Source organism: Novosphingobium sp. YAF33 (assembly GCF_052113265.1).
In the GTDB taxonomy this organism is placed as follows: Bacteria; Pseudomonadota; Alphaproteobacteria; order Sphingomonadales; family Sphingomonadaceae; genus Novosphingobium.
The window spans coordinates 594,489-610,075 of record NZ_JBFRCW010000002.1; the positions used below are offsets into that span (position 1 = coordinate 594,489).

Annotated in this window: 14 protein-coding genes; 7 read left to right on the forward strand and 7 right to left on the reverse strand. The window is 68.0% G+C overall.

Translation table 11 applies throughout. The annotated features are described in order from the left end of the window. The first annotated feature begins 7 nt into the window (after nt 1-7). Nucleotides 8-901, forward strand: coding sequence for a class I SAM-dependent methyltransferase (locus AB4Z00_RS06730; protein ID WP_442045406.1), 894 nt, complete (start codon nt 8-10; stop codon nt 899-901). 23 nt (nt 902-924) lie between these two features. Here the strand turns inward: AB4Z00_RS06730 and pncB are convergent, their stop codons facing one another. After that, entirely contained in the window at nt 925-2,229 is a 1,305-nt protein-coding gene (gene pncB / locus AB4Z00_RS06735; protein ID WP_132267715.1) for a nicotinate phosphoribosyltransferase, read from the reverse strand. Nucleotides 2,230-2,256: 27 nt separating this feature from the next. Here pncB and AB4Z00_RS06740 point away from each other — a divergent pair, with 27 nt between their 5' ends. Continuing rightward, nucleotides 2,257-2,925: a cysteine hydrolase family protein gene (locus AB4Z00_RS06740; protein ID WP_442045407.1), complete on the forward strand. Its 669-nt coding sequence runs from the start codon at nt 2,257-2,259 to the stop codon at nt 2,923-2,925. 39 nt (nt 2,926-2,964) lie between these two features. Here AB4Z00_RS06740 and AB4Z00_RS06745 read toward each other — a convergent pair whose 3' ends face one another. Next, nucleotides 2,965-3,786, reverse strand: coding sequence for an energy transducer TonB (locus AB4Z00_RS06745; protein WP_442045408.1), 822 nt, complete (start codon nt 3,784-3,786; stop codon nt 2,965-2,967). Nucleotides 3,787-3,983: 197 nt separating this feature from the next. Continuing rightward, on the reverse strand, nt 3,984-5,867 hold the full coding sequence (locus AB4Z00_RS06750) for a potassium transporter Kup (protein ID WP_442045409.1): 1,884 nt from the start codon (nt 5,865-5,867) through the stop codon (nt 3,984-3,986). Between the two features lie 138 nt (nt 5,868-6,005). Here AB4Z00_RS06750 and AB4Z00_RS06755 point away from each other — a divergent pair, with 138 nt between their 5' ends. The 3 genes from AB4Z00_RS06755 to AB4Z00_RS06765 are packed head-to-tail and all read left to right on the forward strand — an operon-like array spanning nt 6,006 to nt 9,076. Next, entirely contained in the window at nt 6,006-6,332 is a 327-nt protein-coding gene (locus AB4Z00_RS06755; protein WP_442045410.1) for a hypothetical protein, read from the forward strand. Between the two features lie 46 nt (nt 6,333-6,378). Beyond that, nucleotides 6,379-8,379 (forward strand): DUF4118 domain-containing protein, encoded by a 2,001-nt coding sequence (locus AB4Z00_RS06760; protein ID WP_442045411.1) that lies wholly within the window; start codon nt 6,379-6,381, stop codon nt 8,377-8,379. 10 nt (nt 8,380-8,389) lie between these two features. After that, the gene (locus AB4Z00_RS06765; protein WP_134093332.1) at nt 8,390-9,076 is read left to right on the forward strand and encodes a response regulator; all 687 of its coding nucleotides are present in this window, start codon (nt 8,390-8,392) and stop codon (nt 9,074-9,076) included. 25 nt (nt 9,077-9,101) lie between these two features. Here the strand turns inward: AB4Z00_RS06765 and AB4Z00_RS06770 are convergent, their stop codons facing one another. Further along, nucleotides 9,102-9,761 (reverse strand): YitT family protein, encoded by a 660-nt coding sequence (locus AB4Z00_RS06770; protein WP_314467437.1) that lies wholly within the window; start codon nt 9,759-9,761, stop codon nt 9,102-9,104. Nucleotides 9,762-10,008: 247 nt separating this feature from the next. Here AB4Z00_RS06770 and AB4Z00_RS06775 point away from each other — a divergent pair, with 247 nt between their 5' ends. Then, nucleotides 10,009-10,398, forward strand: coding sequence for a winged helix-turn-helix domain-containing protein (locus AB4Z00_RS06775; protein ID WP_442045412.1), 390 nt, complete (start codon nt 10,009-10,011; stop codon nt 10,396-10,398). Here the strand turns inward: AB4Z00_RS06775 and AB4Z00_RS06780 are convergent. The 3 genes from AB4Z00_RS06780 to AB4Z00_RS06790 all read right to left on the reverse strand — a co-directional run bounded on the left by AB4Z00_RS06780 (nt 10,395) and on the right by AB4Z00_RS06790 (nt 12,419). Further along, complete coding sequence (locus AB4Z00_RS06780; RefSeq protein WP_243840885.1) at nt 10,395-11,054, reverse strand: homogentisate 1,2-dioxygenase; 660 nt, start codon at nt 11,052-11,054, stop codon at nt 10,395-10,397. The two genes, AB4Z00_RS06775 and AB4Z00_RS06780, sit on opposite strands and share 4 nt — an antisense overlap. A gap of 41 nt (nt 11,055-11,095) precedes the next feature. Next, entirely contained in the window at nt 11,096-11,449 is a 354-nt protein-coding gene (locus AB4Z00_RS06785) for a hypothetical protein (protein WP_442045413.1), read from the reverse strand. Between the two features lie 175 nt (nt 11,450-11,624). Continuing rightward, on the reverse strand, nt 11,625-12,419 hold the full coding sequence (locus tag AB4Z00_RS06790) for an SDR family oxidoreductase (RefSeq protein WP_442045414.1): 795 nt from the start codon (nt 12,417-12,419) through the stop codon (nt 11,625-11,627). Between the two features lie 743 nt (nt 12,420-13,162). Between AB4Z00_RS06790 and AB4Z00_RS06795 the strand changes: the two genes are divergently transcribed. Then, complete coding sequence (locus tag AB4Z00_RS06795) at nt 13,163-15,580, forward strand: TonB-dependent receptor (RefSeq protein ID WP_442045415.1); 2,418 nt, start codon at nt 13,163-13,165, stop codon at nt 15,578-15,580. The last annotated feature ends 7 nt before the right edge of the window (nt 15,581-15,587 follow it).

A 15,587-nucleotide genomic window follows, 5' to 3' on the forward strand; every position in this document is an offset into this window, starting at 1 on the left:
GACTGTCATGTCAGAAGCCGAAGGAATTGCCGCGCTGGCGCCCGGCAGCACGGTCTACCAGGTGTCCGAATGGAACGGCACCAGCGGCGAGCGCTGGGTGTCCAACCAGATCCGGCTCGACGCCATGCTGGCCGTGTTCGGAGAGGAGGCCCTCGCCGCTGCCGCCCCGCGGGCGGGAGAGCACGTCCTCGACATCGGCTGCGGCGCGGGTGCGACCAGTTTCGCCCTTGCCGAAAAAGTCGGTGCATCGGGCCATGTCCGCGGCGTCGATATCTCCGCTGCGCTGGTGGAGCGGGCGCGGGAGGTCGCTCCCCCCGGAGCGCCGGTGGCGTTCGATCTGGCCGACGCCGCGCGCACGCCGCTGCCCGATGCCGGGTTCGACCTGCTGTTCTCGCGCTTCGGGGTGATGTTCTTCGATGATCCCGCCGCCGCCTTCGCCCATCTGCGCGGCGCGCTGCGGCCGGGCGGGCGCCTGGCCTTCGTCTGCTGGCGCGGCGCGGCGGAGAACGACTGGGTGCGCCTGCCGATGGGCGCGATCAAGGGCATGATCCCGCCGCCGCCCCCGCCCCAACCCGAAGCCCCCGGCCCGTTCTCCTTCGGCGATGCGACCCGCGTGGAACACATCCTGGCCGAGGCCGGGTTCTCGCGGATTTCCGTGCTCCCCTTCGATCACGACATCCCCTTCGGCCAAGGCGAAGACCGCGAGGCCGCGCTGAACGATGCCGTGGCCATGGCTTTCGAGGTCGGCCCGCTTTCGCGCGCGCTGGCCGATCAGCCGCAGGACCTGCGCGCCCGCGCCGCCATCGAAGTGCGCAAGGCCTTCGCCCGCAGGCCCGGCGAAACGTCGGTCATGATCGACGGCGCGGCCTGGATCGTCACCGCCCGCAATCCGGGCGGCTGACGCGCCGGGGGTCCTCCGCCGGTCTAGACCGATACCGCGCTCGCCACCCGGCCCGCGGCCCCGAATACGCCTAGATAGCGCGCGATCTCGGCCGGATCGCCAGTGGCCTTGGCGGGATTGTCCGAGAGCTTCACCGCCGGGCGCCCATTGGCCGACACGACCTTGCAGACCAGCGAGATCGGATCGAGATCGTCCGTTTCGAACGGCGCGCAGCCGCGGAAGTCATTGGTGAGATTGGTGCCCCAGCCGAAGCTCATGCGCACGCGGCCGTGGAAATGGCGATAAGTCGCCTCGATGCTGTCGATATCCATCCCGTCCGAGAAGATCAGCAGCTTGGTCCTGGGATCGCGGCCCTTTTCCTGCCACCAGCGAATGATCTGTTCGCCGCCCTCGATCGGCGGGGCGCTGTCCGGGCGGAAGCCGGTCCAGTCCGCCACCCAGTCCGGCGCGCGTTCGAGGAAGGCGGCAGTGCCGAAGGCGTCGGGAAGCACCACGCGCAAGTTCCCGCCGTAATGGTCGCTCCAGTCCTTGAGCACCCGGTAGGGCGCCTGCCGCAGTTCCTCGTCGCCATCGGCCAGCGCGGCCAGCACCATCGGCAATTCGTGAGCATTGGTGCCGATCGCTTCAAGGTCCGCGTCCATCGCCAGAAGCACGTTGGACGAGCCGATGAAGCGGCTGCCGAGCCCTTCCTTCAGGGCCTCCACGCACCAGCGCTGCCACAGGAACCCGTGCCGCCGCCGCGTCCCGAAATCCGAGAGCACGAGGTCGGGAAGCTGGGCCAGGCGCTCCACTTTCTCCCACAGCTTGGCCTTGGCGCGGGCGTAGAGCACATCGAGCGCGAAACGGCCGCGGTCCTTCAGCGCCGCGCGCGAGCGCAGTTCGTTGACGATGGCGAGCGCGGGGATCTCCCACATCATCGTATGCGTCCACGGACCTTCGAAGCGCAGCTCGTACTGGCCGTCCACGCGGCGCAGGTCGTATTCGGGAAGGCGGAAATCGGCGAGCCAGGCGATGAAATCCGGGCTGAACATCTGCGCCTTGCCGTAGAAGCTGTTGCCCGCCAGCCAGATCAGCTCCTTCTTGCCGAACCGCAGGCCGCGGGCATGATCGAGCTGTGCGCGCAACTCGGCTTCGTCGATCACTTCGGCCAGGCGCACCGTTTTGGAGCGGTTGATCAGCTCGAACGTCGCCTGGACATCGGGATAGAGATGCCGGACCATCTGCAGCATCAACAGCTTGTAGAAGTCCGTATCGAGCAGGCTGCGCACGATCGGATCGAGCCGCCAGTTGTGATTGTAAGTGCGGGTTGCAATATCCGTGTAGACCATAAACCATTCTTAGGACGTTCTCACGCGATGACAAACCTTGGCACGATCGCGCTTTCGGCAATGCCGCTTCCGGTTTCCGGCACGCGGCGCTTCGTCGTGGTAGTGGACATGCAGGGAGACTTCGTGCGCGCCTCGGGCGCCTTGCCGGTTCCCGGCGCCGAAGCGATCGTGGCGCCGATGCAGGAATGGCTGGCGGCGCTCGATCCCGCGACCACGGCGGGCGTGCTCCTGACCTTCGACACGCACATTCCCGAAATCTACGCTGCCTCGCCCGAGAGCGCGCAGTTCCCGATCCACTGCCTGCGCGGCACGCCGGGATGGGACAGCGTTCTGGATGCAGGCGCCATCGCGCCGTCGATCCCGGTCTATTCCCTTGAAAAAGGCGTGTTCGACATGTGGGCCGAGCCGGGTCTTCGCTTGATTCGCCTGAATGGCGAGGGAACCGAGGCGGCAGGAAACCGGGGCGAGGCGATCGACCGCGACGGCTTTTTCGCCGACCTGGCTGCAGAGGGTGTGGCCGATGTCACCGTGGTGGGCGTGGCTGCGGATTTCTGCGTGAAGTGGGCCGCGGAAGGCCTGCTCGCCCGCGGTTTCCGCGTGGAAATGCCTGCCGCCCTGACGCGGGGCATTGCCATGGAAGCCGAAGCGGTGGCGGCGCAGCTGGCCCCCTCACGGGACCGCGCCTCGGCCGGTTAGGCGCGAAACGCCGGCCACCGGCTACTGGCCAACGGGACGTCAGCTATGCAGGACGAAGGGTATTTCCACCAGGCCGCGCACCATGACTGCCGCGCCGTCGCGGCGGGTGGGCGACCATTTCCAGTGGCGCACCGCCGATAGCGCGGCCCGGTCGAGCCGATCGAAGCCGCTGCTGCGCGATACCGAGATGTCGGCAACTCTGCCGTCCATGCCCAGGACCACCAGCAGGACCACTGTGCCCTGCTCGCGATTGCGGCGCGAATCGACCGGATAGCGCGGCGGATCGGCGGCGATCATCTTGGACGAGAGATCGCCGGCATTCTCGACGCGCGGCGGCGCCGAAACGGCGACGGCGGCAGCCGGCGGGGCGGGCGGTCCCGGTACGGCCACCGGCAGGACCGGCGGCGCAGGCGAAGTGGTGATCGTGGCCGGGGCGGCGCTCAGCACCAGCGGCGGCGGGGGCGCGACCACGGGCGAGGCGGTCTGCACCACATGCTTCACCGGCTGCGGCGAGGGTCTGGGCGGCGGCGGAGCCGGCGGGCGGGGCTGCTCCAGCTGAGCGACGACCAGCCGCGGGCGCGCCTTCTGGTGGCCATGGACGACATTGAGCGCCAGCATGGCCGCGATCATCCCGCCGACGATCGCCGTGGCGCCGAGCATGGCGACCAGGTTCGGTCGCTGGTCCTCGCCGTAGCGCGCGCCCTGTGCGGCGGCCTGTGCCGGATGCGACCAGCCGGTGGCCATGCCCACCGCGTCGCGCGGCAGCGGACCGGCAAGGCGGGTCTGCGCCCGGGGTGCGAGGTCCGGAGAACGGCCCGGCTCCGGGGCAAGCGGATCCGCGTGATCTAAGGTTGCGTACATAGTCTGGCGCTGCCCCCCTCGAAGCCGCCTCGTCATTCGGGCTAATGCGAGGCATTCGCATAGCTGAGTCGGCGGTCGCCGTCGAGCACGAATCCATCGCGCCCCGGCGATCCGGTGGACGCGGGGTGCCTCTCGGGTCTTGTGGACTCACCGGATCGGCGCGCCGCTGCCTTCAAGGGAGGGACGGACGCGCCGCGTCAGATCTCCAGCTGGCTGCCCAGTTCGATCACGCGGTTGGTGGGCAGCTTGAAGAATTCCATCGCGCTCTGGGCGTTGCGCACCATCGAGGCGAAGAATTTCTCCCGCCAGATCGCCATGCCGGGGCGGCTCGACGGGATCAGCGTCTGGCGCGAGAGGAAGTAGCTGGTCTCCATCGGTTTGAACGGCCCTCCCGCCCGGTTCTCGGCGGCGAGGGCGGCGGGAATGTCGGCCTCGTCCATGAAGCCGTAGCGCAGGACCATGCGGTAGAAACCGGCGCCCATGTCCTCCACTTCGCAGCGGTCTTCCGGCGCGACATGGGGCACGCCCCGGTTGGCGACGGTCAGGATCACCACGCGGTCATGCAGGATGTGGTTGTGCTTCAGGTTGTGGAGCAGCCCCGGCGGCACGCCCTCGACGGTGGAGGCCAGGAACACCGAGGTTCCCGCCACGCGCCGCACGCGTTCTCCCACGGATTTCAGGAAGGCCTCGATGGGGATCGAATCCTCGTGCATGCGCTCGCGCACCAGCCGCCGCCCGGTGGCCCAGGTGGTGAGCAGAGTGAACACCACGGCCGCCACCAGCAGCGGGAACCAGCCGCCGTCGGGAATCTTCGTCGCGGTCGAGGCGAAGTAGAGCCCGTCGATGAACAGGAAGCCCAGAGTCACGGCTCCGGCCAGCAGCGGGTGCCATTTCCACACGGTAAAGGTCAGGACGCCCAGCAGGCAGGCGGAAATGAGCATCGTTCCGGTCACCGCGATGCCATAGGCTGCCGCCAGATTGCCCGAGCTGCGGAAGCCGAACACCAGCAGGATCACCATGCCCAGCAGGCCCCAGTTCACCAGCGGCACGTAGATCTGCCCCGCCGCCTTGGCGCTCGTGTGCATGATCTTCAGGCGCGGCAGGAAGCCGAGCTGCACGGCCTGGTGCGAGACCGAGAACGCGCCCGAGATCACGGCCTGGCTGGCGATGATCGTGGCCATCGTGGCCAGCGCCACCAGCGGCAGGCGCGCCCAGTCCGGCGCCATGAAGAAGAACGGATTGCGGATCGCCTCGGGATTGCGCAGCACCAGCGAGGCCTGCCCCAGGTAATTGAGCAAGAGGCACGGAAAGGCCACGTAGAGCCACGAGATCGAGATCGCCTTGCGGCCGAAATGGCCCATGTCGGCATAGAGCGCCTCGGCCCCGGTCACGGCCAGCACCACCGAGCCCAGCGCCAGGAAGGCGAGCTTCGGGTTGACCAGGAAGAATTCGAGCGCGTGATGCGGGCTCAGCGCGGACAGCACTTCGGGGGCCTGGAGGATGGAATGGATGCCCAGCCCGGCCAGCACCAGGAAGTAGACGATCATGATCGGCCCGAACAGCTTGCCCATGGCCGCCGTGCCGTGGGACTGGACCGAGAACAGCCCGATCAGGATCACCACGGCGATCGGCAGCACGAATTCGGCGAAGCGCGGGTTCACCACCGTCAGCCCCTCCACCGCCGAAAGCACGGACATGGCGGGGGTGATGATGGCATCGCCGTAGAACAGCGCCGTGGCCATCACGCCCAGCATGGCGATCACCGGCGTCCAGCGGTTCTTGCCCAGGGTGCGCCCGATCAGCGCCAGCAGCGCCAGGCTGCCGCCCTCGCCATTGTTGTCGGCCCGCAGGATGATCAGCACGTACTTGACCGTGACGATCAGCATCATCGTCCAGAACATCAGCGAGATCACGCCGAACATGTGCAGGCGGTCCACCACCAGCGGGTGATGGCCGATGAAGCTTTCCTTGAGGGCATAGAGCGGCGACGTGCCGATATCGCCGAAGACGACGCCGATGGCGCCGATCGACAGTGCCGTGAGGCTCTCATTGGGGGCGTGATGCCCGGAAGACTCGCTCATGCAACGGGCGCCTAGTCTCACGCGCACCAAGGCGCCACGACCTTTATGGATTCTTTATGTGCGGGGCGCAATTCCCCGTGGAAGCTTAACGCCTTGCAGGGCCATCTTGCTCCCACATCGTCCCGTCGGAGCCATTTCATGCCCGCCCTGCGCCGTTTCATGCCGGTTCGCCCGCTTCTGCGCCGCCTGCGCAGAGGCGAGCGCTGCTGGCCCGCCGCGATCGCGGCCCGCCTTGCCGCTCTGGCCCTGCTGGCCGGATTCTGGCGGCTGGCGCTGGCGGAGCGCCGCCTTGCGCTTACCCCTCGGCCTCACCCCGCCACGCCGCTGGACCTGCTTTTCTGCGCGGCCATGGTGGCGCTCCTGCTCGGCGGGCTGGTTCTGGGCATCGCCGGGGCCGGGCTGCTGCGCGAGGTTGCGCTGCCCGGCCCGTTCTCGGCGCGAGGGGACTTTGCCGCCGGGCGATGACGGCCCCTCTCGACAGGGCGGGCGCTCTCGGCGCACAAGCGCGGCCGTGACAGATCCCTCGGCCATTCCCCCGACCGCGCCGCCCGGCGATCGGCTGCTCGTGGCCGTCAGCGAGCAGCCCGGCGCTCTCGATCTGATCCGCGCCGCGCGCCGCATGGCCGAGGCGCTGGACGCGCCGTGGAGCGCCGTCCACATCGAGACCCCGCGCAGCGCCCGCTACAGCGATGCCGAGAACGCAGCCTTGGCCGAAGCGCTTCATCTGGCCGCCCAGCTCGGCGCCCAGGTGGCAAGCCTTCCCGCCGAATCCGTGCTGGACGGGCTGGAGCGCTTCGCCGCCGATGCCCATGCCACCCAGGTCGTCATCGGCAAGTCCCGCCGCTCGCGCTGGTTCGAGCTGCGCCACGGTTCCATCGTCGACCGCCTCGTGCGCCGCGCGCCGGGGCTGGCGGTGCACGTCCTGCCGCTGGCAGCGCCGCCGCGGACGGCCCACAGCCGGCAGGCCGCCGCAAGGAAAGCGGACCTCGCCGCACGATGGGGCAGCCGGACCGGCTATCTCGTGGCTTTCGGCCTCACTGCCCTGGTGACCTTGCTGGGCACGGAAATCCTGCGCACCGGAAATATCTCCGACCTCGGCCTGCTCTACCTGCTGCCGGTCATGGTCGCGGCCACCCGCTATGGCCTGCGCACCGGCATCGCCACCGGGCTGGTCTGTTCGATCGCCTACAATTTCTTCTTCATCCCGCCCACCCATACCCTGACCATCGACGACCCGCGCAATATCCTGACCGTGCTGGTCCTGCTCGGCGTGGCGGTGGTCAGCAGCCAGCTTGCCGCGCGGGTTCGCGCCCATGCCCTCCAGGCCCAGGCGAGCGCCGCGCAGAACGGCGCGCTCGCCGGTTTCGCGCGATTGCTGACGGGAATCCGCACGGTGGACGAACTGGGCCGCGTGCTCTGCGCCGAGATCGGCCGCCTGCTCGACGGCAATGCCGTGCTGCTCATGCCCGGCGAGGAAGGGCAGGCCCGCGCGCTCACCCGCCGCTGGAGCTGGTCGCCCGAATCGCAAGCCGCGCAGCCGCAGCTCGAAACGCTGGACCTGGCGGCCGCGAACTGGGCCTTCGAGCACGATGCCCCGGCCGGGCGCGGTTCCGACACGCTCACTGCCTCGGAATGGCTGTTTCACCCGGTGGCGGCGGGCGGGGCGGCCCTGGGCGTGTTCGGCCTCTCACGCAGCGACGCGCGCGAGCCGGTTCGCTCGGACCGGCTGCCGCTGCTGCTCAGCCTGCTCGACCAGGCAGCGCTGGCGCTGGAGCGCATCGAACTGGAAGCCCGCATGGCCGAGCTTTCGCAGGCGCGTGAGCGCGACCGACTGCGCCATGCCCTGCTGTCCTCGGTCAGCCACGACTTGCGCACGCCGCTCACCACGATCATCGGCACGCTGGCCGCCTTGCGCAGCACCGATGCCGAACAGGAACGGCAGATGGCCGCCGCGCGCGGAGAGGCGGAGCGCCTGCACCGCTTCGTCGCCAACCTTCTGGACATGGCCCGGATCGAATCCGGCGCGCTCCAGGGCAAAGTCGAGCCGGTGGACCTTGAGGAAGCGGTCGCGGAGGCGCTCCACGCCATGCGCGCGCTGCTCGGCCGTCATCCAGTGGAAACCGCGGTCTCCGCCGATGCGCCTATGGTGCTGGTCGATCCCAACCTGTTCCACCAGTGCCTCACCAACCTGATCGAGAACGCGGCCAAATACGGCGACCCGCAAGGCCCGATCACCGTGGCCGCGCAGCGCCGGGGCGGCGGGCTGGAGCTGACCGTCTCCGACCACGGCCCCGGCATCCCGGCGGGCGCGGAAGAACGGATCTTCGAGACCTTCACCCGGATCGAGGGGTCCGACCGCAAGGGCGGCACCGGCCTTGGCCTTGCTATCGTGCGCGGCTTCGCGCTTGCCATGGGGCTGCAGGTCTCGGCCGCCAACCGGACCGACGGCACGCCCGGCGCCTGCTTCACCATCCGCTTCGATGCGGACCACCTCAAGGAGTGGCCGCTATGAAGCCCCCCCTATGAAACCGAACGTGACCATCCTCGTCGTCGATGACGAACCCGCGATCCGCCGCCTCCTGCGCGCCGGCCTGGCCCGCGCAGGCTATGCCGTGGTCGAGGCCGCCAACGCGCGCGAGGCGCTGAACGCCATGGCCATAGACAAGCCGGAAGTCGTGCTGCTGGACCTGGGCCTGCCGGACCGCGACGGGCTGGAACTGATCCCCGCGATCAAGCTGCAGGCCGCGATCATCGTCATTTCCGCGCGCGATGCCACGGACCAGAAGGTCGCCGCGCTGGATCTCGGCGCGGACGATTACGTTTCCAAGCCGTTCGACAGCGATGAAGTGCTCGCGCGCATCCGCACCGCCCTGCGCCACCGCCTGCCCGCGCCGACACAGGACGGCCCGGTGCGCCGGGGCGACGTGGAGATCGACCTGCTTGCCCGCACGGTCCGCAAGGGCGGGGAGGAAGTCCACCTGACGCCCAAGGAATACGGTTTCCTCTCGGAGCTGGCCTGCCATCCGGGGCGCGTCATCACCCATGCCCAGTTGCTGCGCGCTGTCTGGGGGCCGGGGCACGAAAGCGATGTCGAATACTTGCGCGTCGCCGCGCGCGGCGTGCGCCGCAAGCTGGAGGACGACCCCGCGCGGCCGACGATGCTCCGCAACGAACCCGGCGTGGGCTATCGCCTGGTTGGTCTGGAATAGCGCCGGGCGCGTCGGGCGCCCGGCGCTATGCCGCTTCGCGAAGGGCCGCGTCGGCCTGCCCGCGAAGCCGGGCCGCGCGCAAGGGCGAGAAGCCTGCATAACGTCCCGGCCGCAGCCAGAGCGCGGTCACCACGCCCATGCCGATGGCGCTCGTGGCGGACCACATCAGCTTGTCGAGCGGCAGGAAGGCCGAGGACGCCGCCAGGATCGCGAAGTCGATGAGGATCTGGCTGCGCCCGATGTTCCACCCGCGCCGCTGCTGCAGCCAGACGGTGACGATTCCCACGCCGCCCACGCCCGCCCCGTGGCGCACCACGGCCAGCGTCCCCATGCCCAGCAGCGTGCCCGCGCCCACCGCGGCGGCGAAGGGGTCCTTCACCTCGATCGTCAGGGCATGTTCGGACAGCACCGAGGCCAGCGCGATGCCGCCGCTCGCGGCAATCGTGCGCAAGGTGAACAGCGAACCCATGGCCCGCAGCGCCAGGAACAGGAAAGGCACGTTGAGCGCCGCGAAGAGCAGGCCCGGCGGGAGCGGCGCGAAATGCCCGACCAGCAGGGCCAGCCCCGCCATGCCGCCCGTCACCAGCCCCGCCGAATGAAGGATCGTCAGCCCCAGCCCGATGAGCAGGCTGCCCACCGCGATTGCGTAGATATCCTCGATGCGTCCGTGGCGGATGGCGTTCATGGCGAAAGGGGTTGTCTCCGGATGATTCGCGCGCCGTTTATGCACTTGCGAAGGCGCTGTCGAGGCTTGTCGAAAGCCCGGAATATTCGCACTTTTCCATGGCCTTCGGCGCAAGGAACGGGAGCGCCGGAGGGCCGTTGAAACGCCGATTGTTTCGCACCTGCGAAATGGCCGGGGCGCATTCGCGCTCGCGGCGGGGGCATGCTTGCGCTAGCCTGCGGCCTCCAACCCCCAGCGCCGACAGAGCATGACCACCAAGCCCCGACTCAAGCTGCAGGCCCGCCTCTATTGCGGGGAAGAGATTGCCATGGGGCCGGGCAAGGCCGATCTGCTGGAGTCGATCGAGCGGGAAGGCTCGATCTCGGCCGCTGCGCGGGCCATGGGCATGAGCTATCGCCGCGCCTGGCTGCTCGTCGATGCGATGAACCGGTGCTGGAGCGAACCGCTGGTCGAGGCGGTGGCGGGCGGCAGCCACGAGCGCGGGGCGCGGATCACGGAGACCGGGCGCACGGTTCTCGCGCAGTTTCGCGGCCTGCAGTCGCGCATGGCCGCGTTGGACGGGTCCGAGGAATATGCCGCGCTGGAACGCGCCTTGCGCAGCCTGCCGCTGCCGCCCAAGGGTGACGGCGCGGCTTAGGGCAGGCGTGTCACCAGCAGCGGCAGGCGCGAGGCGGCATTGCCGGAAACCTGGATCAGGTAAGTGCCGGGCTGGAGCGTGAAGTCCACCATCTTGCGGATCCCCGAGCAGTCCGGACCATGGCCGTGCGCGGTCGAGGTCATGACAGTACCGTCGCCCACTTTCGCCCCGGCCTTCACCACGTCGATCCAGGCGGCCGACCCCAGCGCTACGCGGTAGCTGCCGGGATCCTTGACGCCGAACGTATAGAGCCCGCCGAAGCTGACCGAACCGCCCGGCTTTTCGGGACGCTGGGCATAGCGCATCTCGCTGGTGGGACGCAGGCCGCCTTCCACCGCCTTGCCCAGTTCCAGCTTCGCGCCGGAGAGCGAGCGGGTGTCGCGCGCGGCCAGCAGCGGCTTGCGCTTGTTCCAGCTGGCCATTTCGGGCGGCAGGTCCACCGGGTCCGACGAACAGGCCATCGGCGTGGGCACGCGCTCCGGTGCCGGAGAGCTGGAGGGCGCCGTAGGCGCTCCGACCGGCGATTGCATGGGGAAGCGGTCCGGCGTGACCTGTTCCGTGGGGGTCGGGGCGGTCGCCTGCGCCCAGGCCATGTTCAGCGGCGCGATCACGGCGAGCATCAGCGCCGGTCCATAAGGCAGGTAGTGCCGGATCATCGTGCAAACACCTCTTTCGCAACTGCTTTTCATAATCGCCCTCAACTCTGCGCCGAGCGATATAGCCGATCGCGCGGCGTGCGACAGGCCGAAAAATCCACAACGCCCGGCCGCGCCCGGCGGTTGCCGCCCGGCTGTTTTCGCGAATCACGGCGCGCGGAAAACGGACAAAAAAAAGGCCGGTCCGAAGACCAGCCCTTGGAAAGTTTTTGGGAGAGGATGCCTGAAAGGCCCGTCCTATCTGGATGAGAATCGGGATTTCGGCAAATGAGGAAATGAAACCTGCTGTTGCGTTCCGCGCAACTCGCACGCAATTCCGGCATTTTTCCGTGGCGGATCGCCGGGCAATCTGCGCGAACCCTTGCACTTTCCTCAATGCGGAAACGGACCGTCATGACGGCTTCGCGCGCGGTAGAGAAGGCGGAAGCCCGCGATAAACCAAGGGTTTTGCTTTAATGGCCAGGCTGCGTCGGCGTCGGATCCGGTCGCAGCCTCCCGCCCGGCAATCGTTTCAGGCAGTCGCACGAACCGCAAGTTTCGCAGCGGGTGTCAGCCCGCATCAAATGCCGCTCAGAAATGCGCCAGATAGCCGCCGTCCACGCCGATCACCTGCCCCGTGACGTAACTGGCGGCATCCGAGGCCAGGAAGACAACCGGCCCCACCACTTCCTCGGGCCGCCCCCAGCGGCCGAGCGAGGTGCGGCGGGCAAGGTGCGCGGCCACTTCGGGGTCGGCGACCATGGCCGCATTGGCCTCCGTGGCGAAATAACCGGGCGCCACGGCATTGACGGTGATGCCGCGCGGACCGAGTTCCGCCGCCAGCGCGCGGGTCATGGCGTCCAGCCCGCCCTTGGCCATGGTATAGGCGGCGTCGCCGGAGCGGGCGATCTGTCCGGCGATCGAGGTGATGTTGATGATCCGCCCGCCCGCGCCCATGCCCGGCGCCAGCAGGCGGGCCAGGTCGAAAGGCGCGACGAGGTTGACCTCCAGCATCATCCGCACGGCCTCGCGGTCAAGCGCCTCCATCGGCCTGCGGTCGCGGCGACCGGCATTGTTGACGAGAATGTCGATCCTCCCCAACCCTTCCAGCGCAGCGCGGGCGGCATCGCCATCCGCCAGGTCGAAAGCTGCGGTTGCCGCCGCGCCGCCGGCATCGGCGATCTCCTGCCGCAGGCTTTCGAGCGTCGCGATGCCCCGGCCGTGCAGCACGACGCGCGCGCCCGCCCGCGACAGGCCAAGCGCGATCTCACGCCCGAAACCGCCGCCGGCGCCGGTCACGAGGGCCGTGCGCCCTTCCAGCGGGAAGGCTCGGGAAAGGCCGGGACTCGCAGGCGCAGCGCCGAGGGAATGGGAAAAAGACGTCATGGTCCTCCGTTACAATCGCGGCTCTTTCGGAGCCAGCCCTCTCCTTGCGGGGTAAGGGTGCGCGCGTGGAAGGAGCACAAAGCCGCTGCAAACCGTTGAATCCGCGGGGATAGAGCCTCGGAAACGCCTCGCCCCGAAATCCCTGCCATTGGCCGCAATAGAAAACCTTGCGCTTGACCCTCCTTTCTCAACCAAATAACTAGACAAGCACACCGCACGGCATCGGATGACCAGGCCGAACGTGCATATCCAGGGTTTCTTGGTCCGCGGCATTTGATGGGAAGCAGCTTGCTCCGCGTTACCAACCGCTAAAGCGCGCGATGCTCAGGCGACAGCGCCAGGCGTCGTGTTCCCCTCACGCCAACGATGAGGTGATACGATGCAGACCATGACTCCGCGCGGCTGACGCGCAACGGCCATGACCCCGCGCGCCTGACGCGCATCACGGGCTGACCAGCGGGAATTCACAGGACCAGCCGACCACGGCGGCCCCCGGAAACCCGCGTCCTTCACAGCAGACCCACGCGCTTGGCGCCGGAACCATGCGGTTCCGCGTGGAGGGATCGTGCGTCCCCGATCCGGTTTTTCCGGGCCTCAACGCAGGCTCCGGCCGTCCTCTGGCGCCCTGAACACGGGCCGACCCGGGCATGGCCGCCTGCCCAGAACCCAACCGCTTCAAATCCGCAGAAATTCACGCCCGACGACAGATCGGCGCGCACTCATGACAACAGGGATCCAGTTGAATGTTTCGCAGTTTCGTCACCGCCACCAGTCCGCTTGCGCTCACGGTTTCGCTGCTGGCCGCACCGGCTTTCGCCAACGAATCCGGAGCAGCGGAGACGGCGCCCGCCAGCGCCGCGCCTGAAGCCGCCGCTCTCGATACCGCAGCAGAGGCGAACAGCGGCGAGGCCATCGTCGTCACCGCATCGCGCCGCCGCGACGAGAACGTGCAGGACGTGCCGGTCGCCATCAGCGTCATCAGCGCCGCCACCCTGGAAAAGCGCGGAGACTATACGCTCGGCTCCATTTCGCAGCAGGTGCCCAGCCTTCAGGTCATCACCTACAACGCGCGCAACACCAACATCAACATTCGCGGCCTCGGCTCCAACATCTCGCTCACCAACGACGGGCTGGAGAACGGCGTCGGCTTCTACATCGACAACGTCTACTACGGCCGCGTCGGCCTGGCGCAGTTCGACCTTGTCGACCTTCAGGGCATCGAAGTGCTGCGCGGCCCCCAGGGCACGCTGTTCGGCAAGAACACGACATCGGGCGTGATCAACGTCACTTCCCGGAAACCGACGTTCGATCCCGAACTCACGGCCGAAGCGAGCATCGGCAATTACGGCTTCTACCAGTTCCGCGCCTCTGGCTCTGCAGGGATCTTCAAGGACCTGCTGGCGGTGCGCCTTTCGGGTGCGATCAGCGAGAACGACGGGTTCCTCTGGAACAAGACCACCAACCGCCGCGCGCAGGACTACCTGAACAAGTCCATCCGCGGGCAACTGCTGTTCACGCCCGACCCGGACTTCGAAGTCCGCATCATCGGCGACTATGCCAAGCAGAAGCAGAACCACGTCCTCAACGTCTTCGCCGGCCTGCACACCACGTACACGGACGGCACCACCATCGCCAACAACTGGGCACAGCGCGCCGCGCGGTTCCCCGGCTATACCCTGCCCAGCTTCGACGCCTTCGACCGCGTGGGCGAGGCGGACAGCCACTATCAGTCCAACATGGCCGGCTACGGCGTTTCGGGCGAGGTCAACTGGAACCTCGGCAATGCCGCGCTGACCGCGATCACCGCCTATCGCTGGTGGGACTGGAACCCCGCCAACGACGGGGACAGCACTTCGCTGCCGATCGTCACCAAGGCCCAGCAGGCCAACCGCCAGCGCCAGTTCAGCCAGGAAATCCGCCTGGCCTCCAAGGGCGGCGGCAGCTTCGACTATGTGATCGGCGCCTATTACTTCTGGCAGATCGTGCGCGGCTACGGCGCCTCGCGCTATGGCCCGGCCGCGGCCCTGTGGAACCTGCCGGCGGCGAACCAGACGATCGCCAATGCGGCGCTGGACGGGTTCGAATCCAATTCCACCTCCACCCCGGAAACCAAGACCATCGCCGTGTTCGGCCAGACCGACTGGCACATCAACGATGCCCTGACGCTCACCACCGGCCTGCGCTTCACGCATGAGAAGAAGGAAGGCGCCTACGCCCAGTACTGGGTCGACGGTGCCGACATCTCCGGCTTCACCGCCGCGCAGCAGGCGGCGATCAACGCCATCCGCACCCAGTTCAACCCGGTGACCAGCTATGCCACCAGCTTCACCAACAACAGCCTTTCCGGCCTGGTCACGCTGAGCTGGAAGGTCGCGCCGGACATCAACGTCTATGGGACTTATTCGCGCGGCAACAAGTCGGGCGGGCTCAACTTGTCCGTCCTGCCTGCCGGCGTCGATCCCGACGTGAAGCCGGAGAAAGTCGACGCCTTCGAACTGGGCTTCAAGTCCCAGTTCCTCGATCGCCGCGCCACCTTCAACGCCGCCGCGTTCTGGACCGAGATCAGCGACTACCAGACCACCATCACCGACCTGCCGGTGGGCGCCGTGGTGGGCCGCCAATATATCTCGAACATTCCCAAGGTCCGTTCGCGCGGCCTGGAAGGCGAACTGGCCGTGGCGGCCACTGACAACCTCAGCTTCAACGCCTCGGCGACTTATACCGACGCCACTTACATCACTTACAAGAACGCCCCGCAGGCCTTCGAACGGCAGAACCAGGGCGCGATCCAGGACCTTTCCGGCGAGCGCCTGCCCGGCGTGCCCAAGTTCGCCTGGACCATCGGCGCGGACTTCAGCACCGCGCTCGGCGATCTCGGCGGCAAGGAACTGGGGCTCTATGCCCATGCCGACTACGCCTACCGCAGCAATTTCAACACTTCGGCCTCGAACTCGGCCTGGGCGCAGATCCCCGGCTTCGGCCTGGCCAACGGCCGCATCGGACTGAGGACGGACGACGGCCTCTGGGACTTCTCGATCTGGGCCAAGAACCTGTTCGACAAGAACTACTACGTCAGCCTCAGCGCCGCCAACACCGGCGCGGTCACTGCCCAGCTGGGCGAGCCGCGCACGTTCGGCGCCACCCTTCGCACCAAGCTCTGATCCCGCT